Origin of the sequence: Paracoccus sigandri, assembly GCF_003709565.1 — a bacterium.
Lineage (GTDB): Bacteria > Pseudomonadota > Alphaproteobacteria > Rhodobacterales > Rhodobacteraceae > Paracoccus > Paracoccus siganidrum.
This window is the reverse complement of the sequence record NZ_QNRC01000018.1, coordinates 60,091-81,824: the sequence shown is the minus strand read 5'-3', so window position 1 is coordinate 81,824 and position 21,734 is coordinate 60,091. Positions and strand designations below refer to the sequence as shown.

The 21,734-nt window shown below is 68.9% G+C and carries 20 protein-coding genes; 12 read left to right on the top strand and 8 right to left on the bottom strand.

Annotated features, from left to right (window positions below; genetic code table 11):
• The 5 genes from C9E82_RS24810 to C9E82_RS15990 form a co-directional block, all read left to right on the top strand.
• Positions 1 to 209, top strand: a 209-nt coding sequence (locus tag C9E82_RS24810) for a hypothetical protein (RefSeq protein ID WP_221035994.1), incomplete at its 5' end; no start/stop codon positions are given.
• Positions 206 to 1,723 (top strand): 2,3-bisphosphoglycerate-independent phosphoglycerate mutase, encoded by a 1,518-nt coding sequence (gene gpmI / locus C9E82_RS16005; protein WP_119899169.1) that lies wholly within the window; start codon positions 206 to 208, stop codon positions 1,721 to 1,723. The genes C9E82_RS24810 and gpmI, both read left to right, overlap by 4 nt.
• Complete coding sequence (locus C9E82_RS16000; protein ID WP_119899171.1) at positions 1,720 to 2,904, top strand: murein hydrolase activator EnvC family protein; 1,185 nt, start codon at positions 1,720 to 1,722, stop codon at positions 2,902 to 2,904. The genes gpmI and C9E82_RS16000 overlap by 4 nt, the downstream gene beginning before the upstream one ends.
• A 15-nt stretch (positions 2,905 to 2,919) precedes the next feature.
• A complete protein-coding gene (locus C9E82_RS15995) occupies positions 2,920 to 4,347 on the top strand; it encodes a S41 family peptidase (protein ID WP_119899173.1) in 1,428 nt (475 codons plus the stop codon).
• Complete coding sequence (locus C9E82_RS15990; protein WP_119899176.1) at positions 4,344 to 4,829, top strand: RNA pyrophosphohydrolase; 486 nt, start codon at positions 4,344 to 4,346, stop codon at positions 4,827 to 4,829. Before C9E82_RS15995 ends, C9E82_RS15990 begins: the two co-directional genes overlap by 4 nt.
• A 168-nt stretch (positions 4,830 to 4,997) precedes the next feature.
• Here C9E82_RS15990 and C9E82_RS15985 read toward each other — a convergent pair whose 3' ends face one another.
• Positions 4,998 to 6,254 (bottom strand): lytic murein transglycosylase, encoded by a 1,257-nt coding sequence (locus C9E82_RS15985; RefSeq protein WP_119899178.1) that lies wholly within the window; start codon positions 6,252 to 6,254, stop codon positions 4,998 to 5,000.
• Between the two features lie 122 nt (positions 6,255 to 6,376).
• Positions 6,377 to 6,712, bottom strand: coding sequence for a hypothetical protein (locus tag C9E82_RS15980; RefSeq protein WP_119899180.1), 336 nt, complete (start codon positions 6,710 to 6,712; stop codon positions 6,377 to 6,379).
• 132 nt (positions 6,713 to 6,844) lie between these two features.
• On the opposite strand from C9E82_RS15980, the gene C9E82_RS15975 reads away from it, so the two are divergent.
• Both C9E82_RS15975 and C9E82_RS15970 read left to right on the top strand, forming a co-directional pair.
• Positions 6,845 to 7,315 (top strand): YbaK/EbsC family protein, encoded by a 471-nt coding sequence (locus C9E82_RS15975; RefSeq protein ID WP_119899182.1) that lies wholly within the window; start codon positions 6,845 to 6,847, stop codon positions 7,313 to 7,315.
• A gap of 20 nt (positions 7,316 to 7,335) precedes the next feature.
• Positions 7,336 to 8,160, top strand: coding sequence for an aldo/keto reductase (locus tag C9E82_RS15970; RefSeq protein WP_119899184.1), 825 nt, complete (start codon positions 7,336 to 7,338; stop codon positions 8,158 to 8,160).
• Here C9E82_RS15970 and C9E82_RS15965 read toward each other — a convergent pair.
• Complete coding sequence (locus tag C9E82_RS15965; protein WP_119899186.1) at positions 8,157 to 8,963, bottom strand: alpha/beta hydrolase; 807 nt, start codon at positions 8,961 to 8,963, stop codon at positions 8,157 to 8,159. The genes C9E82_RS15970 and C9E82_RS15965 overlap by 4 nt on opposite strands.
• 72 nt (positions 8,964 to 9,035) lie before the next feature.
• On the opposite strand from C9E82_RS15965, the gene kynU reads away from it, so the two are divergent.
• From kynU to C9E82_RS15945, 4 genes are all read left to right on the top strand, one after another.
• On the top strand, positions 9,036 to 10,232 hold the full coding sequence (gene kynU, locus C9E82_RS15960; protein ID WP_119899188.1) for a kynureninase: 1,197 nt from the start codon (positions 9,036 to 9,038) through the stop codon (positions 10,230 to 10,232).
• A 102-nt stretch (positions 10,233 to 10,334) separates the two neighbouring features.
• On the top strand, positions 10,335 to 11,354 hold the full coding sequence (locus C9E82_RS15955; RefSeq protein WP_240643600.1) for an efflux RND transporter periplasmic adaptor subunit: 1,020 nt from the start codon (positions 10,335 to 10,337) through the stop codon (positions 11,352 to 11,354).
• Positions 11,351 to 12,463, top strand: a complete 1,113-nt coding sequence (locus C9E82_RS15950) for an efflux RND transporter periplasmic adaptor subunit (protein WP_119899192.1) — start codon at positions 11,351 to 11,353, stop codon at positions 12,461 to 12,463. The genes C9E82_RS15955 and C9E82_RS15950 overlap by 4 nt, the downstream gene beginning before the upstream one ends.
• Positions 12,460 to 15,513 (top strand): efflux RND transporter permease subunit, encoded by a 3,054-nt coding sequence (locus tag C9E82_RS15945; RefSeq protein ID WP_119899194.1) that lies wholly within the window; start codon positions 12,460 to 12,462, stop codon positions 15,511 to 15,513. The genes C9E82_RS15950 and C9E82_RS15945 overlap by 4 nt, the downstream gene beginning before the upstream one ends.
• Positions 15,514 to 15,675: 162 nt before the next feature.
• On the opposite strand, the gene msrA is transcribed toward C9E82_RS15945, so the two are convergent.
• The 4 genes from msrA to clpB all read right to left on the bottom strand — a co-directional run bounded on the left by msrA (position 15,676) and on the right by clpB (position 20,445).
• Positions 15,676 to 16,179 (bottom strand): peptide-methionine (S)-S-oxide reductase MsrA, encoded by a 504-nt coding sequence (gene msrA, locus C9E82_RS15940; protein ID WP_119899196.1) that lies wholly within the window; start codon positions 16,177 to 16,179, stop codon positions 15,676 to 15,678.
• A complete protein-coding gene (msrB, locus tag C9E82_RS15935) occupies positions 16,180 to 16,617 on the bottom strand; it encodes a peptide-methionine (R)-S-oxide reductase MsrB (protein ID WP_119899199.1) in 438 nt (145 codons plus the stop codon).
• Positions 16,618 to 16,683: 66 nt separating this feature from the next.
• Entirely contained in the window at positions 16,684 to 17,652 is a 969-nt protein-coding gene (locus tag C9E82_RS15930; RefSeq protein ID WP_119899201.1) for an NAD(P)H-dependent flavin oxidoreductase, read from the bottom strand.
• 159 nt (positions 17,653 to 17,811) lie between these two features.
• The gene (gene clpB, locus C9E82_RS15925) at positions 17,812 to 20,445 is read right to left on the bottom strand and encodes an ATP-dependent chaperone ClpB (protein WP_119899204.1); all 2,634 of its coding nucleotides are present in this window, start codon (positions 20,443 to 20,445) and stop codon (positions 17,812 to 17,814) included.
• Positions 20,446 to 20,603: 158 nt separating this feature from the next.
• On the opposite strand from clpB, the gene pyrF reads away from it, so the two are divergent.
• Complete coding sequence (pyrF, locus tag C9E82_RS15920) at positions 20,604 to 21,284, top strand: orotidine-5'-phosphate decarboxylase (protein WP_119899206.1); 681 nt, start codon at positions 20,604 to 20,606, stop codon at positions 21,282 to 21,284.
• Between the two features lie 9 nt (positions 21,285 to 21,293).
• On the opposite strand, the gene C9E82_RS15915 is transcribed toward pyrF, so the two are convergent.
• On the bottom strand, positions 21,294 to 21,710 hold the full coding sequence (locus tag C9E82_RS15915) for an NUDIX hydrolase (RefSeq protein ID WP_240643601.1): 417 nt from the start codon (positions 21,708 to 21,710) through the stop codon (positions 21,294 to 21,296).
• Between the last annotated feature and the right edge of the window lie 24 nt (positions 21,711 to 21,734).

Genomic DNA, 21,734 nt, shown 5'->3' with positions numbered 1-21,734 from the left:
CGGCCGCACCAGAGGCCGGATACATGTCAGCACCCGGTGACGCGCCAAAATCAGCTTTGAAGATTCCTCTTGCGCAAGGGGCGGTTATACATGTTGCACAAATACCCTCGGAAGTGAAACGGCTGCAGGTCGAGATGAAGGGTCGCGGGCGGTTGCCGCTGGGGTTTTGGGGGCGTAACAAGGCGCAAATCATGACGAGGCGGATATGACGAAACCCGTGATCCTGTGCATCCTCGATGGCTGGGGCATTTCCGACCGGCCCGAGCAGAGCGCGCCCGACCAGGCGATGGTGCCGAATTTCGACCGGCTGATGCGCGATTGCCCCCATGCGACGCTGACCACCTTCGGGCCGGATGTCGGCCTGCCGAGCGGGCAGATGGGCAATTCCGAGGTGGGCCATACCAATATCGGCGCCGGTCGCGTGGTCGCGATGGATCTGGGACAGATCGACCTGGCGATCGAGGATGGAAGCTTTTTCCGCAACGAGGCGCTGGGCGCGTTCATCGCCAGGCTGAAGGCCGGCGGGGGGGCGGCGCATCTGATGGGTGTGATCTCGGATGGCGGGGTGCATGGGCATCTTGCCCATGTGCTGGCGGCGGCTAAGGCCATTGCCGGGGCGGGCGTCCCGGTCACCGTCCATGCGATCACCGACGGCCGCGACGTGGCGCCGCAATCGGCGGCGGGCTTCATCGCCCAGCTCGAGGCCAGGCTGCCGGAGGGCGCGCGGATCGGGACCGTGATCGGCCGCTATTACGCGATGGACCGCGACCGGCGCTGGGATCGGGTCGAGCGCGCCTTCCGCGCCATCGTCACCGGCAGCGGCGAGGAGGCCGAAAGCGCCGGGGCCGCCGTCGCAACCGCCCATGCGCGGGGCGAGACGGACGAGTTCATCCAGCCCTTCGTGATCGACGGCTATAACGGCGCGCTGGATGGCGACGGCTTCTTCTGCCTGAATTTCCGCGCCGACCGGGCGCGCGAGATCCTCTCGGCCCTGGGCGATCCGGAATTTTCGGATTTCGACGTCTCGCTGCGGCCGGAATGGGCGGCGATGCTGGGCATGGTGGATTACAGCGCCCGCCATGACGGCTTCATGGCCGCGGCCTATCCCAAGCGGCAGGTGGTCAACACGCTGGGGGCCTGGGTGGCCTCGAAGGGGTTGCGGCAGTTCCGCCTGGCCGAGACCGAGAAATATCCGCATGTGACCTTCTTCCTGAACGGCGGCAAGGAGGCGCCCGAGCCGGGCGAGGATCGCTTCATGCCCGCCAGCCCCAAGGTCGCGACCTATGACCTGGCGCCCGAGATGTCGGCCGGCGAGGTCAGCGACAAGCTGGTCGAGGCGATCGGGGCGGGCTATGACCTGATCGTGGTCAACTATGCCAATCCCGACATGGTCGGGCATACCGGCAGCCTGCCCGCCGCGATCCGCGCCTGCGAGGCGGTGGACAAGGGGCTGGGCCGGATGCTGGAGGCGCTGGACCGGGCCGGCGGCGCGGCGGTGATCTGCGCCGATCACGGCAATTGCGAGACGATGGTCGATCCGGTCAGCGGCGGCCCGCATACCGCCCATACCACCAATCCGGTGCCGGTGATCGTTTATGGCGGCCCGGCCGGCGCAAGGCTGCGCGATGGCCGGCTGGCCGATCTGGCGCCGACCGTGCTGGATCTGATGGGGCTGGAGAAGCCGGCCGAGATGACGGGCGAAAGCCTGATCGTCCAGGCATGAGCCTGCGGCTGGCCCTGACGCTGGCCTTCGGGCTGGCCCTGAGCGGCGGCGCGGTCGCCGCGACGCCCGCCAACGAGGCGGTGGCCGAGGCCGAGGCGGCGGCGGCGCAGCTGCGCGCGGCGGTCGGCAAGCTGGGCGGGGCGCTGGAGGCGGACGACCAGGTGGTCGCCCTGACCGAGGTGATCCGCGGCTATGAGCAGGGGCTGGCCGCGCTGCGCGACGGCTTGCGCCAGGCCAGCGCCCGCGAGACCGAGCTGCGCGCCCGGTTCGAGGCGCAGCGCGAGCGGCTGGCGCGGGTGCTGGGGGCGATGACCTCGCTGCAGCAATCGCCCGAGACGACGCTGCTGCTGCATCCCGCCGGGGCCCTGGCCAATGCGCGTTCGGCGATGATCCTGTCGGATGTGACGCCCGGCCTGCGGGCCGAGGCCGAGCGGCTGCAGGGGGACCTGGACGAGATCGCATTGGTGCGCGAATTGCAGGCCAATGCCGCCGGGATGCTGGGCGAGGGGCTGGCCACCGTGCAGGAGGCGCGCCGGCTTCTGTCCAGCGCCGTCACCGACCGGTCCACCATGCCGGTGCGCTTCGGCGAGGAACCCGAGGAATTGCAGAAGCTGCGCGACGCGGCCGACAGCCTGGACCAGTTCGCGCAGGGCATCAGCCGGATGCAGTTGGATGTCGGCCCGCCGATGACGGATTTCGAGGGCGCGCAGGGCAGCCTGCCGATGCCGGTCATGGGCACGGTGCAGCGTTTCTACGACCAGGCCGACGCGGCGGGGGTGCGGCGTCCGGGCTGGGTGATCTCGACCGCGCCGGCGGCGCTGGTGACCACGCCCTGGTCCGCAACCATTCGTTACCGCGGTCCCCTGCTGGATTACGGCAATGTGATGATCGTCGAGCCCGCACGCGGTTATCTTCTGATCTTCGCGGGCATGTCGCAGCTGTTCGGCGAGGTGGGCGACGTGCTTGGCGCGGGCGAGCCGGTCGGGCTGATGGGCGGATCCGAGGCGCCCGCGCAGGAATTCGGGGCGCAGTTTGTCGCCGACGCCATGCGGGGCGGGGATGCAGGACAGCCCGAATCCCTGTATCTGGAGCTGCGCAAGGGCAATGAAACGCTGGACCCGGCGGAATGGTTCGTGCTCAATCCCCTTGCCGGACCGGATGCCGGGGCTGAACAGGACTGAGGCAGGGAAAGCCGCATGAAACACTATCTGATCGCAGGTCTGGGCGGCATGCTGGCCGGGGCGCTTGTCACCACCCAGGTCGCCGGCCCGCTGATCGCGCAGGAGGCCGGGCGCAATGCCTCGGTCTATGAACAGCTGGAACTGTTCGGCAACATCTTCGAGCGCGTGCGCGCCGATTATGTCGAGGCGCCCGAGGACAAGAAGCTGATCGAGGCGGCGATCAACGGCATGTTGACCTCGCTGGACCCGCACAGCTCGTTCCTGTCGGCCGACCAGTACGAGGACATGCAGACCCAGACCCGCGGCAGCTTCGGCGGCCTGGGCATCGAGGTCAGCCAGGAGGACGGGCTGGTCAAGGTCGTCTCGCCCATCGACGACACGCCGGCGGCGAAGGCCGGGGTGCGTACGGGCGACTTCATCACCCATGTGAACGGCGAATCGCTGATGGGGCTGACGCTGGACCAGGCCGTGGACATGATGCGCGGCCCGGTGGGCAGCGAGATCACCGTCACCATCCTGCGCGAGGACGAGAACGAGCCGTTCGATCTGACCATGACCCGCGACACGATCAAGCTGACGGTCGTGCGGTCCCGCGTCGAGGGCCATGCGGTGATCCTGCGGGTCTCGACCTTCAACGACGAGACCTATGACACGCTGAAGGCCGAGCTGGAGAAGGCGGTCGAGGAAGCGGGCGGCATGGACAAGGTCACCGGCTTCGTCGTCGACCTGCGCAACAATCCGGGCGGGCTCTTGAACCAGGCGATCAGCGTCTCGGACGCCTTCCTGAACGCCGGAGAGATCGTCTCGACCCGCGGCCGCAAGGCCGAGGAGAGCGAGCGCTGGAATGCCGAGCCGGGCGACCTGGCCGATGGAAAGCCGATGGTCGTGCTGGTCAATGGCGGTTCGGCCAGCGCGTCGGAAATCGTCGCGGGCGCGCTGCAGGACCACCGCCGCGCCATCGTCGTGGGCGAGAAGAGCTTCGGCAAGGGCTCGGTCCAGACGGTGATGCCGGTCACGTCCGACAGCGCCATCCGGCTGACCACGGCGCGCTATTACACGCCCTCGGGCCGGTCGATCCAGTCGCTGGGGATCCAGCCCGACATCATCGTCGCCCAGCCCCGGACCCCGCCGCGTTCCGAGGAGGACGAGGATCAGCCGCGCAGCCAGTCCAGCTTCAGCCGCTCCGAGGCGGATCTGCGGGGCGCCCTGGGCAACGATTCGATCTCGGACGAGGAGCGCAAGCAGATCGAGGACGAAGCCGCCGAGGTCGAGGCCACCGCGAAGCTGCGCGAGGAGGATTACCAGCTGGCCTATGCGGTCGACATCCTGAAGGGGCTGGCGGCGGTGGATTTCACCGCCGGTCAGGTCCCGACCGCATCCACCCCCGCCGTCACCGGCGAAGGGTCGGGCGTCTCGGGCGACGAGGGGGCTGCCAATCAATGAGCGACCGCAAGGGGCCGGGCGGGCTGCCCTATCGTCCCTGCGCGGGCGTCGTGCTGATGAACGGCGACGGGCTGGTCTTCGCGGGCCAGCGCATCGACACGCCGGGCGCCTGGCAGATGCCGCAGGGCGGGATCGACCGGGGCGAGACCCCGCACCAGGCGGCGTTGCGCGAGCTGGGCGAGGAGATCGGGCTTGACCCGGCCTCGGTCGAGATCGTGGCCGAGACGCCGGACTGGGTCTATTACGACCTGCCGCCGCATCTTCTGGGCAAGACCTGGAAGGGGAAATATGGCGGGCAGAAGCAGAAATGGTTCCTGCTGCGCTTCCTGCGCGAGGACGCGGCGATCCGCATCGAGACGGATCACCCCGAATTCGACCGCTGGCAATGGATGCGCGCCGACGACCTGATCGAGGCCATCGTGCCCTTCAAGCGCGACGTCTATCGCGAGATCTTCGCGGCCTTTCGCGACCGGCTGGCCTGATCTTCCGGCGCTTTTGGCGATCCAGTTGAAAAAGGCGGCCCAAGGGCCGCCTTTTGCGCCTTTGCGCTGCGGCCTTTCGACAATTCGTTGAATCATCGAGAGGCCGCAGGTCATTGTTCTTGCGCATTTCCGGACGCAAAACCGGCATCCACTTTTGCTGGAAATGCCTTAGCGCCGCAGCTGGTCCAGCAGGATCGAGGTCGGATAGCCGTCGGGCGTCACGCCGATCGACCGCTGATAGGCCGAGACGGATTCCATCGTGGCCGAGCCGAACAGCCCGTCGATCTCGCCCCGGTAGAAGCCCTTCTGTGCCAGGCGGCGCTGGATTTCCTCGCGCTCGGAGGTGGAGAGCGGCCGGTCGCTGCGCGGCCAGCTGCCCTGGATGCCGGGCCGGCCGGCGATGCGTTCGCCCAGGAAGGCCACGCCGAGCGCGTAGTTGTCCGAGTTGTTGTAGCGCAGGATCGAGCGGAAGTTGTCGAGGATCAGGAAGGCCGGGCCGCGCGCGCCGGCCGGCATGATGATCGAGCCGTTGCCATTGGGCAGCGACCCGCCGCCGATCCGCCGCACGCCCTGGGCCGACCAGTCGCCGCTGGAGCGCCGCGTGCCCTTGCCGATCAGGCTCATGTTGAAATTGGCGGGCAGCTGCACCTCGGCCCCCCAGGCCTGGCCGCGCTGCCAGCCGTTGCGCGCCAGATAGGCCGCGGTCGAGGCCAGCGAGTCGGTCGGGTCCTCGGACCAGATATCGCGGCGGCCGTCGCCGTTGAAGTCGACGGCATATTGCAGGTAGGAGGTCGGCATGAACTGCGTATGGCCCATCGCGCCAGCCCAGCTGCCCAGCATGTGCTCGGGGTCGGTATCGCCGGCCTGGATGATCTTCAGCGCCGCGATCAGCTGGTTCTGGAACATCTCGCCCCGGCGGCCGTCATAGGCCAGCGTCGCCAGCGAGGGGATGATCTGCATCCGGCCGCGATTGGCGCCGAAGTTCGATTCCATGCCCCAGACGGCCAGCACGATTTCCCGCGGGACGCCGTATTGCGCCTCGATCCGCGACAGGGTGGGGCCAAGCTGGGCCAGCTTCTGGCGGCCGGTGGTGATGCGCACGTCCGACACGGCGCTGTCCAGATACAGCCAGACCGGGCGCGAGAACTCGGCCTGGCGGCGGTCCAGCCGGATCACCTCGGGGTTGTAGCGGGCGATGCGCATGGCCCGGTCATAGGTCGCCGGCGAGACCCCGGAGGAGACGGCGCGCGACCGGAAGCTCTGGACGAAGCGTTGCAGCCCGGCCTCGTCGCCCGGCGCGGCGGCGGGGATCGGGCTGGGCGTCACCGCCGCGCCGGTGGAGACCGGGGCGGTGGCCAGGGGCGCCGCGCAGGCCGCCAGGGCCCCGATCAGCGCGGTCGAGAGAAGCATGCGTGAAATGGTCATTGGGATCGCCTGTTTTTGACTGCCTCGAACATATTATTGTGAGGCAGTCTAACGAAAGCGTTCCCGCTTGAATAGGGCCGGGGCGGGGCGGAAAGGCCGCGCGCAAGCCGTCGCCGAACCGCTCAGTGCAGGGTTTCGTCCTCGGCGCCCGGACAGCCCTGGAAGAAGGGCTGCATCTGGGCGATCACCACGGAATCCTCGGCCAGCGCGCGGTCCATCAGGGCGCGCTCGTCATCCTCGATCTCGTGCCCCTCGGCCAGGCGCTCCTCCAGCGAGCCGTAGCCGGTCACGTCCAGCGGCGCCATGTCGGCCTGTTTCAGGATGGCGACGGTTTCGCGCACCGCCTCGGCCTCGTCGCCGGCCGGGCAATAGCACATCAGCGCGGCGCCGGTCGCACCGTCGGGCAGCCCGTCGCCCTTCTTGCGGCCAAGCTGGACCAGCAGCGTATAGACCTTCATCGCCCGTTTCCCCCGTCATGTATCGCGCCCGTTCCGGTGCAGCACGTTCCGGCCGCCCTGGCAAGCCCCGCGTGCCCTTTCCCTTTGCCGGTCGGGGCGCTAGCGTCGCGGCCGGCAGCAAGGGGGGCAGGGATGAGCAAGAGCCTGAAACGGGTGAAGGCGGCGCTGGAGGCCGCCGGAGAGGCGGTCGAGATCCTGGAGATGCCGGACAGCACACGCACCGCCGAGGAGGCCGCGCGGGCCGCGGGGTGCCAGCTGGACCAGATAGCCAAGTCGATCATCTTCCGCGGCGAGGCGACGGGCCATGTCCTGCTGTTTTTGACCGCCGGCGGCAACCGCGTCGATCCGGTCAAGGCGGCGGCGCTGGCCGGGCAGGCGCTTGGCAAGGCCGATGCGGCGCTGGTCCGGGCCGAGACCGGCTTCGCCATCGGCGGCGTGGCCCCGGTCGGCCATCTGGCGCCGGTGACGGCCTGGTTCGACCCGCGCCTGCGCGATTTCGCGCAGGTCTGGGCGGCGGCCGGCACGCCGCGCCACGTCTTCGCCATCGCGCCCGACCGCCTGCTGGCCATGACCGGCGCCCGTGAGGCCGATTTCACGATCTGACGATGCGACAGGAGAATGCGATGACACAACCGATGCTGAGGCTGAACGACGGCCGCCAGATGCCGCAATTCGGGCTGGGCGTCTGGCAGATGCCGGCCGATGAGACCGCCGCGACCGTGGCCGAGGCGCTGCGGATCGGCTATCGGCTGATCGACGGCGCCGCCGCCTATGGCAACGAGGCCGGGATGGGCCAGGCCGTGCGCGAGGCCGAGATCCCGCGAGAGCAGGTCTTCGTAACCTCGAAGCTGTGGAACGACCAGCAGGGCCGCGACCGCACGCTCGGCGCCTTCGACGCGACGATGGAGCGGCTGGGGCTGGATTACCTGGACCTCTACCTGATCCACTGGCCGGTGCCGCAGCAGGATCTCTATGTCGAGACCTGGAAGGCGCTGATCGAACTGCGCGAGACCGGCCGGGTCAGGTCCATCGGCGTCTCGAATTTCCAGGAGGCGCATCTGCAGCGCCTGGTCGACGAGACCGGCACCGCGCCGGCGCTGAACCAGATCGAGCTGCACCCGACCTTCAACCAGCCGCATCTGCGGGCCGTGAACCAGCGCCTGGGCGTCGTCACGCAAAGCTGGGCGCCCCTGGGCCGCGGCGCGGATTTCAACGCGGCGCCAGTGGTCCGCATCGCCGAACGGCTGGGCGCCTTGCCCGCGCAGGTCATCCTGGCCTGGCATCTGGCGCATGGGCTGTCGGTGATCCCGAAATCCCAGGATCCCGGCCGGCTGCGCCAGAACTTCGCCGCGCTGGAGCTGCGCCTGACCGGGCAGGACATCGCCGATATCGACGCGCTGGACAGCGATCTGCGCACCAGCCCCGATCCAGACAGCTTCGCGGGCTAGGCCAGCAGCCTGCGGGTCAGCGGGCTGTCCGGGCGGGCAAGCGCCGCGATCACGTTGAAGTGATGCAGGCCGGGGTCGATGACGCATTCCGTCGCCGCCCCCAGCCCGGCCCAGATATCGGCCAGCAGCCGCGCCTGGCGGATGAATTCCGGCCGCTCCATGCCGCCGACCCAGGTGGTGACCGGGATACCGGCGCGGGGCGACAGAAGCGCCGGGCTTTCGGCCTCGGCCTCGGCCGCGTCGATGTGCAGGGTCCGGTTCATCTCGGTGCGCATCAGCGGGCGCAGATCGGCCAGTGGAGAGATCGGCAGGCAGGCCGAGACCCGCGCGGCCACGGCATCATTCAGCGTGCCGTCGTCGCAGGCCATGCGCGCCGCCAGATGGCCGCCGGCGGAATGGCCGGTGATGGCGATGGGGCCGGGGATCCGCGCGGCGGCGGCCTCGATCCCGGCGGTGATTTCGCGGGTCATCGCGGCGATCCGCGCCTCGGGCGCCAGCGTATAGGCGGGCATCGCCACGGCATGGCCGCGCGCCAGCGGTCCGGCGGCCAGATGCGACCAGAGCGAGGGGTCGAACCTCATCCAGTAGCCGCCATGGATGAAGACGGCCAGCCCCCGCGGCGGGCCCTCGGGCAGGAACAGGTCGCCGCGCGCCAGCACCCCCTCGGGACCCAGCGGCTGGTGCCGGGCAGTGGCGCGGAAGGCGGCGGCGTCGCGCTGCCATTGCGGCAGGTAGGTCTCGGCGCCGGGGATATGGGCGCCATTGGCATAGGCGTCGTCCCAGTCCCGCACCCGATACAGCATTGCCTTCCCCTGCGTCGCCACTTTCGGGAAGGGAAACCCGCTGCTAGCCTGCGGTCAAGAGGAGAGAGTGCCATGACCGATTTCACCCGTACCCGCCGCGCCTTCCACCTGCCCCAGGGCATCACCTATCTGGACGGAAACTCGCTGGGGCCGATGCCGGTCGCGGCCAGGGACCGCGTGGCCGGGATGATGCGGGACGAATGGTCGGAACTGCTGATCACCGGCTGGAACAAGGCGGGCTGGTATGCGCAGCCGCGCAGGGTCGGCGACCGGTTGGCGCGGCTGATCGGCGCGGGGCCGGGCGAGGTGGTGATGGGCGACACGCTGTCGATCAAGGTGTTCCAGGCGGTCAGCGCGGCGCGGGCGATGCGCCCCGACCGGCGGGTGATCCTGTCGGACAGCGGCAATTTCCCCTCGGACCTCTATGTGGCGCAGGGGCTGGCCCGCGCGGTGGGGGCAGAGCTGCGCGTGGTCGCGCCCGAAGAGGTCGCCGAGGCCATCGACCATATCGGCGCCGATCTGGCGGTGCTGATGATCACCGAGGTGGATTACCGCACCGGCCGCCGCCACGACATGGCGGCGCTGACCGCCCGCGCGCATCGGGCGGGGGCGCTGACGGTCTGGGACCTGGCCCATTCGGCGGGGGCGGTGGACGTGGACCTGACCGGCGCAGATGCCGATTTCGCCGTGGGCTGCACCTACAAGTATCTCAATGGCGGGCCGGGCGCGCCGGCCTTCATCTGGATCCATCCGCGCCATGCCGATGCCGCCCAGCCGATCCTGCAGGGCTGGATGGGCCATGCCGAGCCCTTCGCCTTCGACCTGGACTATCGCCCCGCGCCGGGCATCGAGCGGATGCGCGTCGGCACGCCGCCGGTGATCGCCATGACCGCGCTGGACGCCGCGCTGGACGTCTGGGACGAGGTGTCGCTTGCCGATCTGCGGGCGCGCTCGATCCAGCTGACCGAGGCCTTCATCGCCGGGGTCGAGGCGAATTGCCCCGGCCTGGTGCTGAACTCGCCCCGCGATCCGGCGCTGCGCGGCTCGCAGGTGGGGTTCCGCCATCCGCAGGGCTATGCGGTCATGCAGGCGCTGATCGCCGAGGGCGTGATCGGCGATTTCCGCGCCCCGGACGTTTTGCGCTTCGGTTTTGCGCCTCTTTACAATGATTTGGAAGATGTTAATCGTTCCGTCGACATTCTTGCCCGGATCTTGCGCGAGGGCAGCTGGGATCGTGAGAATTTTCACCAGAAGGCCGCGGTGACTTAGCCGCTTGTTGGGTAAACGGTAATTATTTCAATCGCATGATGACCCGTGAACGGGGGGACTCTGATGAAGAGGACTTGTCTTGCGGGCGCGTTTGCCGCGCTTATGAGCATTTCCACCGCATTTGCGGAACATGACGCGATCGCCGTCGAATATGTGACGGCCGTGGAACAGGACATGGTCGCGACGATCGAGCTGACCGGCAGCATCGAGGCGCGCGACAGCGTCGATCTGGGCTTCCGCCAGAGCGGCCGGGTGATCGAGGTGCTGGTGGAGGAGGGCGATCACGTCGCCCGCGACCAGCCGCTGGCCCGGCTGGATTCGGTCCAGCAGGAACAGGGCCGGAAGGTGGCCGAGGCCAGCCTGGCGGCGGCGCGGGCGGCGCTGGCGCAGGCCCGCCAGGCCAGCGACCGGGCCGAGGCGATGCTGTCGCGCGGCGTCGGCACGCGGGCGGCGCGGGACGCGGCCGCGCAGGCCCTGTCCGAGGCCCAGGGCGCCGTCGAACGGGCCGAAAGCGCGCTGGAACAGGCCAATCGCGCGGTCTCGGACACGGTGCTTGTGGCGCCCGACGACGCGGTCGTGACCGCCCGCAACATCGCCCCCGGCCAGATCGTGGGCGCGGCGCAGCCGGTCCTGTCGCTGGCCGAGCTTGAGGGGCTGGAGGCGGTGTTCCAGTCCGCCGACCTGCCGCTGCTGGACAAGGCGATGGGCACGCAGGTCCGGCTGGAGGCCATCGATTTCGACATGCCCGCGATGACCGGGACGGTGACCGAGATCTCGCCACTGGTCGATCCGCAGCTGGGAACGGTGGCGGTGCGCGCCGAGATCGACAATGGCGACGGCGCGATCGAGCTTCTGGGCGCGGCGGTGCGCGGGCATATGCGGATCTCGACCAGTTCCGGCGTCCTGGTGCCCTGGACGGCGCTGACGCGGCATGGCGACGGCGCGGCCGTCTGGCTGGTCGAGGGCGAGCAGACCCGCCTCGTCCCGGTCGAGATCAGCAATTTCGGCGACAAGGGCGTGTTCCTGTCGGCCGGCGTCGAGGCCGGGCAGGTGGTCGTCGGCGCGGGCTCGCAGCTGCTCTATCCCGGCCGCGGCGTGCATCAGGCGACGGTGCTGCCATGAGCGCGCGCCGCGCGATGGCGCTGCTGCTGGCGGTGCTGATGACTCTTCCGGCGCTGCCCGCCGCCGCCCTGACGCTGCCGGAATGGCTGCGCTTCGGCTCTTACGCCGAGGTGACGGGACCGCCGCGCCCGGTGGTGACCGAAATCGTCGAGGATCGCGACGCGAACCTGCGCTGGATTCCGGGCGCGGTCGCCTCAAAGACGCAGGTGTCTATGGCGTTCCAGACGCTTGGCCGCATGATCGCGCGCCATGTCGATATTGGCGACCGGGTCGAGGCCGGGGCGCTGCTGGCGGAACTGGCGACCGAGGACCTGGCCGCGACCACCCGCGCCGCCCGTGCCGCCGTCGATGCCGCCGAGGTGCAGCTTTCGACCGCGCGCACGACGCTGGAACGCACCCAGGCGCTGGCCGAGCGCAATGTCGCCTCGGCCGCGCAGCTGGAACAGGCGCAGCGGATGATGGCCTCGGCCGAGGCGGCGGCCGAACAGGCGCGTTCCGAACTGGTGCAGGCCCAGGACGCCGAGGGCTATGCCCGGATGACCGCCCCCTTCGGCGGCGTGGTCAGCGCGGTCCATGCCAATCCCGGCGCCGTGGTCGGCGCCGGCGAGCCGATCCTGCAGCTGTCGGCCGATGACGGCCGCGAGGCGGTGATCGACCTGCCCGAATCGGCGCTGGCCGGCCTGGGCGAGCGGGCGGTCTTCAGCGTCTGGCAGCGCAGCGCGCCCGAGATCGAGGTTCCCGCGACGCTGGACCGGATCGAGCCGCTGGCCGACAGCGCCACGCGCACCCGCCGCCTTTACCTGACCCTGCCCGAGGACGCGCCCTTCCGGCTGGGCGCCCTGGTCCGGGCCCGTTTCGGCACCGTCGGCGACCCGGTCCTGACCCTGCCGGTCGAGGCCATCCTGCCGGTCCCCGACGGCGCCAGCGTCTGGCGGGTGATCCGCGAGGGCGAGCAGGCCCATGTCGAGGCGGTGCCGGTCACCACCGGCGCCAGCTATCAGGGCCGGGTGATCGTGACCGGCGGCGTCGCGGCCGGAGACGAGATCGTCGTCCGCGGCGTCAATTCGCTGAAACAGGGGCAGGCCGTCGGACGGAGGGTAGAGCCGTGAAGCGTTTCAACCTGTCGGACTGGGCGCTGCATCACCGCAGCTTCGTCTGGTTCCTGCTGATCGTCTCGATGATCGCGGGCGCGATCAGCTACAACAACCTGGGCCGCGAGGAGGACCCGAACTTCACCATCAAGGTCATGGTGATCGGCGCCGCCCTGCCCGGCGCCAGCGTCGAGGAGACGCTGAAACAGGTGACGACCCGGATCGAGACCAAGCTGGAGGAGCTGGACGAGCTCTACTTCACCCGCTCGGTCACCATGCCCGGCCAGGCGGTGGTCTATGTCGAGCTGCTGCCGACCACGCGCGGCCCCGACGTGCCCGAGATCTGGAAGCGCGTGCGCGAGATGATGTCGGACATCCGCCCCGATTTCCCGCAGGAATTCGCCGGCTTCCAGTTCAACGACGATTTCGGCGACGTCTTCGGCAATATCTATGCCTTCACCGCCGACGGCTTTTCGCCGCGGGAATTGCGCGACCGGGTCGAGGATATCCGCAGGCGCGTCTCGGCCCTGCCCGCCGCCGGCAAGACCGAGCTGCTGGGCGAGCAGGAGGAACAGATCTACCTGGAATTCTCGGCCGCCCGGCTTGCCGCGCTGGGGCTCAGCCCGCCGCAGGTCATCGCCACCCTTGCCACCCAGAACGCCATCCTGCCCTCGGGCGTCGTCGAGGCGGGCCCCGAGCGCGTGCTGGTCCGCGTCGGCGGGCAGTTCGACGATGCCGAGGCGATCGCCGCCGTCAACCTGCGGGTGGGCGAACGTTTCTTCAACCTGGGCGACGTGGCGACCGTCCGGCGCGGCTATCAGGACCCGCCGGAATCGCTGTTCCGCCATAACGGCCAGCCCGCCATCGGGTTGCAGATCGGGATGCGCGACGGCGAGAACATCCTGGAATTCGGCCGCGACCTGGACGCGCTGATGGCGGAGATCGCCGCCGACCTGCCCGTCGGCATCGAGATGGCCAAGTTCGCCGACCAGCCGCATGTGGTCGAACATGCCGTCGGCCATTTCATCCAGGCGCTGGCCGAGGCGGTGCTGATCGTGCTGATCGTCAGCTTCGTCAGCCTGGGCTTCCGCGCCGGCTTCGTGGTGACGCTGACCATCCCGCTGGTCCTGGCGATCACCTTCGTGATCCTGGACCTCTACGGCATCACGCTGCAGCGCATCTCGCTGGGGGCGCTGATCATCGCGCTGGGGCTGCTGGTCGATGACGCGATGATCGCCATCGAGACGATGATCTCGCGGCTGGAAATCGGCGAATCGCTGGAAAACGCCGCCAGCTATGCCTGGACCTCGATTGCCTTCCCGATGCTGACCGGCACGCTGGTGACGGTCGCGGGCTTCATCCCGATCGGGCTGAACAGCTCGGCCGCGGGCGAATTCACCTTCTCGCTCTTCGTGGTCATCGCGGTCTCGCTGGTGATTTCATGGATCGTGGCGGTGCTGTTCGCGCCGCTTCTGGGGGTGACCTTCCTGAAGACGAACATGGGCCATCACGAACAGAAGCCCGGCTGGCTGAGGCGTCGGTTCCACCGGCTGCTGCTCTGGGGGATGCGTTTCAAATGGGCGACCATCGCGATCACGCTGGCGGTCTTCGGGCTCTCGGTCTGGGGGATGCGCTTCGTCGAGCAGCAGTTCTTCCCGACCTCGGACCGGACCGAGATCATCGTCGATATCGCCGAACGCCAGAACGCCTCGATCACCAAGACCCGCGCCGACATGGACCGGCTGGAAGCGACGCTGGCGGATGACGAGGATGTCCTGTTCTGGACCTCCTATGTCGGCCGCGGCGCGCCGCGCTTCGTCCTGTCGATGGACGTGCCGACCGCTGGCCCGCATATGGGCCAGATCGTGATCCAGACCCCCGACCTGCCCGCCCGCGACCGGGTGAAGGCGCGGCTGAACGACCTGGCGCAGCGCGAATTCGCCGGCGTCGACATCTATGTGAAGAACCTCGAGATCGGCCCGCCGGTTGGCAAGCCGGTCCAGTATCGCGTCAGCGCCCGCGATGTCGACCAGGCCCGCGACGCCGCGCGCGGCCTGGCGACGGTGCTGTCCTCGGAGCCGCGCCTGCGCGACATCGCGCTGGACTGGAACGAACCCGCCCGCGTCGTCCGGCTGAAGGTGGACCAGGACCAGGCCCGCCGGCTGGGCGTCACGAACGAGGACATCTCGGGCGCGCTCGCCGCGCTCTATTCCGGGCAGCAGGTGACGCAGCTGCGCGACGACATCTTCCTGATCGACGTGGTGGCGCGCGGCGAGGCGGCGGACCGCCAGTCGCTGGAGTCGCTGCGCAACCTGCAGCTGGTGCCGCCCTCGACCTCGGGGCGCAGCGTGCCGCTCTCGGCGCTGGTCAGCCTCGAATACGATACCGAACAGCCGCTGATCATGCAGCGCAACGGCCGCCCGACCGTGACCGTGAAGGCCGCGATCAACAGCGCCGACCAGCCCGCCACGCTGGTCGACGCGCTGGCCGACCGGGTCGCCGACTATGCCGCCGGCCTGCCGCCCTCGGTCATGATCGAGCTTGGCGGCACGGTCGAGACCTCGGCCGAAAGCCAGGAGCCGATCGCGGCGGTGGTGCCGGTGATGCTGCTGATCATGGCATTCCTGGTCATGGCGCAGATGCAGAGCTTCCGCCTGTCGCTGATCGTCTTTGCCGCCGCGCCCCTGGGGCTGATCGGCGTGGTCGCGGTGCTGGTGCCCTTCGGCGTGCCGATGGGCTTCGTGGCGATCCTGGGGATCCTGGCGCTGATCGGCATCCTGATCCGCAACTCGGTCATCCTGGTCCACGAGATCCAGGAGCTGCTGCACAAGGGCCGGTCGCAATGGGACGCGGTCTTCGAGGCCTCGGACAGCCGCGCCCGCCCGATCCTGCTGACCGCCGCCGCCGCCAGCCTGGCGCTGATCCCGATCTCGCGGCAGGTCTTCTGGGGGCCGATGGCCTTCTCGATGATGGGCGGCATCATCGCCGGCACGCTGGTGACGCTGATCTTCGTCCCCGCGCTCTATTGCGCGGTCTTCGCCGTCAAGCCGCCGCCCGACCGGCCCTGACCCGCGCCGCTTCTTCGTTGTCCAAATACCCTCGGGCGTCGCCGGCTGGGGCGCCGCTGCTGCTGGAACCCGCCGGCGCCGGGGCGGACAGCCCCGGCCATCGCGGGACGCAAGACGCCCCCGAAATCCTTTCGGGGGCGCCCGCGGTTCGATGCGGCGGGATCACACCGCCTTGCGGCGCGGCAGCACCCAGTCGGTGCGCGGGAAGTGGCAGGTATAGCCGTTCGGGAAACGCTCCAGGTAATCCTGGTGCTCGGGCTCGGCTTCCCAGAAATCGCCCGCCGGCGCCAGTTCGGTGACGACCGGCCCCGGCCACAGCCCCGAGGCATTCACATCGGCGATGGTCTCCTCGGCCACCCGCTTCTGCTCCTCGTCCAGATGGTAGATGGCCGAGCGGTAGCTGGGTCCGACATCGTTGCCCTGGCGGTTCGGCGTCGTGGGGTCGTGGATCTGGAAGAAGAACTCCAGAAGCCGCCGATAGGTGATCATCGAGGGGTCGAAGATCACCTCGATCCCCTCGGCATGGGTGCCGTGGTCGCGATAGGTGGCGTTGGGGACATCGCCGCCGGTATAGCCGACGCGGGTCGAGATCACGCCGGGCAGCCGCCGGATCAGGTCCTGCATCCCCCAGAAACAGCCGCCCGCAAGAATCGCCTTCTCGGTCATTCAGCCCTCCACCTGTTCCAGAAAGGCGCCATAGCCCTCGGCCTCCATGCGCTCGCGCGGCACGAAGCGCAGCGCGGCCGAGTTGATGCAATAGCGCAGCCCCCCCGCATCGGGCGGGCCGTCGGGAAAGACATGGCCCAGATGGCTGTCGCCATGGGCCGAGCGGACCTCGGTGCGGATCATCCCGTGAGAGATGTCGCGATGCTCGGTGACGTTGCCGTCGATGGGCTTGGTGAAGGCCGGCCAGCCGCAGCCCGAATCGTATTTCGCCGAACTGGCGAAAAGCGGCTCGCCCGAGACCACGTCGACATAGATGCCGGGCTCGAAATGATGGTCGTATTCGCCGGTGAAGGCACGTTCGGTGCCGTTTTCCTGCGTGACGCGATATTGTTCCGGCGTCAGCCGGTCGATCGCCTCCTGCGATTTCCGATAGGCCAATTCATCCTCCGCGGATCGGGTCCTGTTCGCAGCCCAATATGGGGGCAAGCAGCCGCTTCGCAAAGGTCACAGACGCGCCATCTCGGCTTTTGCCCGGTCGTATTCCGCGGCCAGCCGGTCGATGCGCTCGGCGGCGGGCAGGATCTCGCGCACGGCGCCGATCCCCTGGCCCGATCCCCAGATCTGGCTCCAGGCCTTGGCCTTGGCTCCACCGGCCCCGAAATTCATCGACGAGGCATCGGCCGACGCCAGCGCGTCCGGGTCCAGCCCTGCCGCGCGGATCGAGGGCGCCAGGTAATTGCCTGAAACGCCGGTGAAAAGCGACGAGGTGACGATATCCATCGCGCTGCTGTCGCAGATCATCCGCTTGTATTCGGGCTGGGCATTGGCCTCGTCGGTGGCGATGAAGGGGCTGCCGATATAGGCTAGGTCGGCCCCCATCACCTGCGCCGCCAGCACCGCCCGGCCCGTCGCGATGGCCCCCGACAGCAGCAGCGGGCCGTCGAACCAGTCGCGGATCTCCTGGACCAGCGCGAAGGGCGATTGCGGCCCGGCATGGCCGCCCGCGCCCGCCGCCACCGCGATCAGCCCGTCGGCGCCCTTCTCGATGGCCTTCTTCGCGAAGCGGTTGTCGATGATGTCATGCAGCGCGATGCCGCCGCAATCATGGGCGGCCGCGTTCACCTCGACCCGCGCGCCAAGCGAGGTGATCCAGATCGGGACCTTGTGGCGATGGCAGATCTCGATGTCGCGCTCCAGCCGGGCATTGCTGCGATGGACGATCTGGTTCACCGCGAAGGGGGCGGCCGGGCGGTCGGGATTGGCCTGGTTATGGCGGTCCAGCTCCTCGGCGATGCGGGTCAGCCAGGCCTCCAGCAGCGGCGGCTCGCCATCCTTTTCGCGCGCGTTCAGAGCCGGAAAGCTGCCGACGATGCCGGCCTTGCATTGCGCGATGACCAGTTCCGGCCCCGAGACGATGAACATGGGCGAAGCCACGACGGGAATGCGCAGGTTCTGCAGGATCGGCGGCAGCATGGGGTCCTCCTCGGATTTGGGCCGAGGATGGCGCGGGGCCGCGTGCTGGGCAAGCCGTGACGCGGCGACAGTTCCGGGGGGCGCTTGCCTGCGGCGGGTCATGCCGCCTGTCCGGGCCGGCATGGCGAAAGGCCCCGGCGGAACCGGGGCCTTCGCGTCTCAGTGAACCGTAGCGTCGGGTTTCGGGCCTTCGCCCACCGCGCCCAGCTTGTGGCCGGCGCGGCCGACCCGGTTGCCGACGATCAGCCCGTCCGGGCCGGCGCCGACATGGACGGTCTGGCCGTCCAGCACCTCGCCCGACAGCAAGAGTTCCGCCAGCGGATCCTGAAGCGCGCGCTGGATCACCCGCTTCAGCGGCCTTGCGCCGAAGACCGGGTCATAGCCCTGGTCGGCCAGCCATTTCCGCGCCGATTCGTCCAGCTCCAGCGTGATCTTGCGGCCCGCCAGGCGGTGTTCCAGCCGCAGAAGCTGGATATCGACGATGCCGTCCATATTCGCCCGCGTCAGGCGGCGGAAGATGATGATCTCGTCCAGCCGGTTCAGGAATTCGGGGCGGAAATGGGCCCGCACCGCCTCCATCACCTGATGGCGGGCATCGGTCGAATCGGCGTCCTCGGGCAGGGTGGACAGCGCCTGCGACCCCAGGTTCGAGGTCAGGATGATCAGCGTCTGCTTGAAATCCACCGTCCGACCCTGGCCGTCGGTCAGCACCCCGTCATCCAGCACCTGCAGCAGCACGTTGAACACGTCCGGATGCGCCTTTTCGACCTCGTCGAACAGGATCACCTGATAGGGCCGCCGCCGCACGGCTTCCGTCAGCACGCCGCCCTCGTCATAGCCGACATAGCCCGGAGGGGCGCCGATCAGCCGCGCCACGGAATGTTTTTCCATGAACTCGGACATGTCGATGCGGACCATCGCGGAATCGTCGTCGAACATGTATTCGGCCAAGGCCTTGGTCAGCTCGGTCTTGCCGACGCCGGTGGGGCCCAGGAACAGGAACGACCCGAGCGGGCGGTTCTCGTCGTTCAGCCCGGCGCGGGCGCGGCGGACGGCGTTCGAGACGGCGACCACGGCCTCGGATTGGCCGATGACGCGGCGGCCGATCTGTTCCTCCATCTTCAGCAGCTTCTCGCGCTCGCCCTCCAGCATCTTGCTGGTCGGGATGCCGGTCCAGCGTTCGACCACCTCGGCGATCTGCTCGGGGCGCACGGCTTCCTCGACCATCGGCCCGTCGCCGCTTTCCGCCTCGGACAGCTGCTTTTCCAGTCCGGGAATGATGCCATAGGACAGCTCGCCCGCGCGAGCCAGGTTGCCCTCGCGCTTGGCCTGGTCCAGCTCGGCGCGGGCGCGGTCAAGCTGTTCCTTCAGGTTGCGGGAACCCTCCAGCCGGTCGCGTTCCGCCTGCCAGCGGGCGGTCATCTCGGCCGATTGCTGCTGCAGGTCCGACAGGTCCTTTTCCAGCTTTTCCAGCCGGTCGCGCGAGGCCGCGTCGTCTTCCTTCTTCAGCGCCTCGGCCTCGATCTGCAATTGCAGGATCTGGCGGTCCAGCTGGTCTAGTTCCTCGGGCTTGCTGTCGACCTCCATGCGCAGGCGGCTTGCCGCCTCGTCCACCAGGTCGATCGCCTTGTCGGGCAGGAAGCGGTCGGTGATGTAGCGATGCGACAGCTGCGCGGCCGCGACCAGCGCCGCGTCGGAAATGCGCACGCCGTGGTGAAGCTCGTATTTCTCCTTGATGCCGCGCAGGATCGAGATGGTGTCCTCGACCGTCGGCTCCTCCACCATGACCGGCTGGAAGCGGCGGGCAAGGGCCGCGTCCTTCTCGATATACTTGCGGTATTCGTCAAGCGTGGTGGCGCCGACGCAGTGCAATTCGCCCCGCGCAAGCGCCGGCTTGATCAGGTTGGCGGCATCCATCGCGCCGTCGGTCTTGCCCGCGCCGACCAGCACATGCATCTCGTCGATGAACAGGATGATTTCCCCGGCGGCGGTCTCGATCTCCTTCAGGATCGCCTTCAGCCGCTCCTCGAACTCGCCGCGATATTTCGCGCCGGCGATCAGCGCGCCCATGTCCAGCGCCATCAGCCGCTTGTCGCGCAGGCTTTCGGGCACGTCGCCGTCGATGATGCGCAGCGCCAGGCCTTCGGCGATGGCGGTCTTGCCGACGCCGGGCTCGCCGATCAGGACGGGGTTGTTCTTGGTGCGCCGCGACAGCACCTGCATGGCGCGGCGGATCTCCTCGTCGCGGCCGATGATCGGGTCGATCTTGCCCTCGCGCGCGGCCTCGGTCAGGTCGCGGGCATATTTCTCCAGCGCCTCATAGCTGTCCTCGGCGCTGGCGCTGTCAGCCGTGCGGCCCTTGCGGATGTCGTTGATCGCGCCGTTCAGGGCCTGGGCGGTGACGCCGCCGGCCGACAGCGCGTCGCGCGCATTGGTGTTGACCATGGCCAGCGCCATCAGGATGCGCTCGGCCGGCACGAAGCTGTCGCCGGCCTTCTTGGCGACCTTCTCGGCCTCGTCCAGCACGCGCACCATCGAGGGGTCCACATAGACCTGCCCGTCGCCGCCCTTGACCTTGGGCAACTTGGCGACGGCCTGGTCCACCGCCTCGCGCACGCGGCGCGCATCCCCGCCCGCGCGGGTGATCAGGTTGGCGGCCAGCCCCTGATCGTCATCCATCAGCGCCTTCAGCAGATGTTCGGCAACGACCCGCTGGTTTTCCTCGCGAATCGCGATGGTCTGGGCGGCTTGCAGGAATCCGCGCGACCGTTCCGTGAACTTTTCCATGTTCATCGGTTCTTCTCCTTTCACTAGCCCCCGTGTCGCGGACGCCCGGCTTCGGCACGCCCCCTGTCCGGGTCTTCGAGATAGATTTGGGATCTTTCCCGGCGCTTTCAAGCCGCTTCCGCTTGTGTCATAACGCCGCGATTTCATGGATGATGAGGGCAGGGATGGATGATCGGCTGATCGTGGCGCTGGACGTGCCGGACGCGGTGGCGGGGCTGGATCTGGCGGACCGGTTGGGCGATGCCGTCGGCTTCTACAAGATCGGGCTGGGGATGCTGACCGGCGGCGGGCTGGCGCTGGCCAACGAGCTGAAGCAGGAACGCGGCAAGCGCATCTTCCTGGACATGAAGCTGTTCGACATCGGCGCCACCATCGAGGCCGCGGTGCGCGGGCTGGCCCGGTTCGATCTGGATTTCCTGACCGTGCATGGCGATCCGCATGTGGTCCGCGCCGCGAAACAGGGCGCCGCGGGCAGCAATCTGAAGATTCTCGGCGTGACCATCCTGACCTCGCTGGACCGTGCTGACCTGGATGCCGGGATGATCCGGCCGGGCGATCTGCACCAGATCACCGTGGAACGCGCCGCCCGCGCTTTTGATGCCGGCGCCGACGGCATCATCTGTTCCCCGCGCGAGGCCGCGGCGATCCGCGCCCTGCCCGGATCGCGGCTGATCGTGACGCCGGGCGTGCGGCCGGCGGGCGCGGCCTTGGGCGACCAGAAGCGGGTGGAGACCCCGGCCAGCGCCATCGCCGCCGGGGCCGACCACATCGTCGTCGGCCGCCCGGTCTGGAAGGCCGACGATCCCCGCGCCGCCGCGCAGGCGATCCTGGCCGAACTGCCCTGACGGCCCCCCTCAGCCGATGACCGCCCGCACCCAGTCCCTGAAATGCGGGACGGCGCGCGGATGGGCCAGGAAATCCCTGATCGCCATCATCCGCCACTCCTGCCCCTCGGGGCCGAAGCGGATGGCGGCGATCTCGGCGGCGCGGATCGTGCCGCTGAACAGCCAGGACACCATGCCGGGCCGCTGATGCGAGGGAAAGGCCCGCCCGCTCAGCCGCCGGGCGGGAAGCCGCAAGCCGAATTCCTCCTCCAGCTCGCGCAGGGCACAGGCCAGCGCGCTCTCCTCGCCCTCGCGGCCGCCGCCGGGCAGGTCCCAATGGGCGGGAAAGGGGATATGGCCAAAATCGTCGCGCAGCAGCGTCAGCAGTCGCCCGCCCTGGGTCAGCAGCAGCTTCGCGCCGTGAAAGGGCGTTTCTTCGTTGCCCAAATACCCATCCGCGGCCGATCCCCG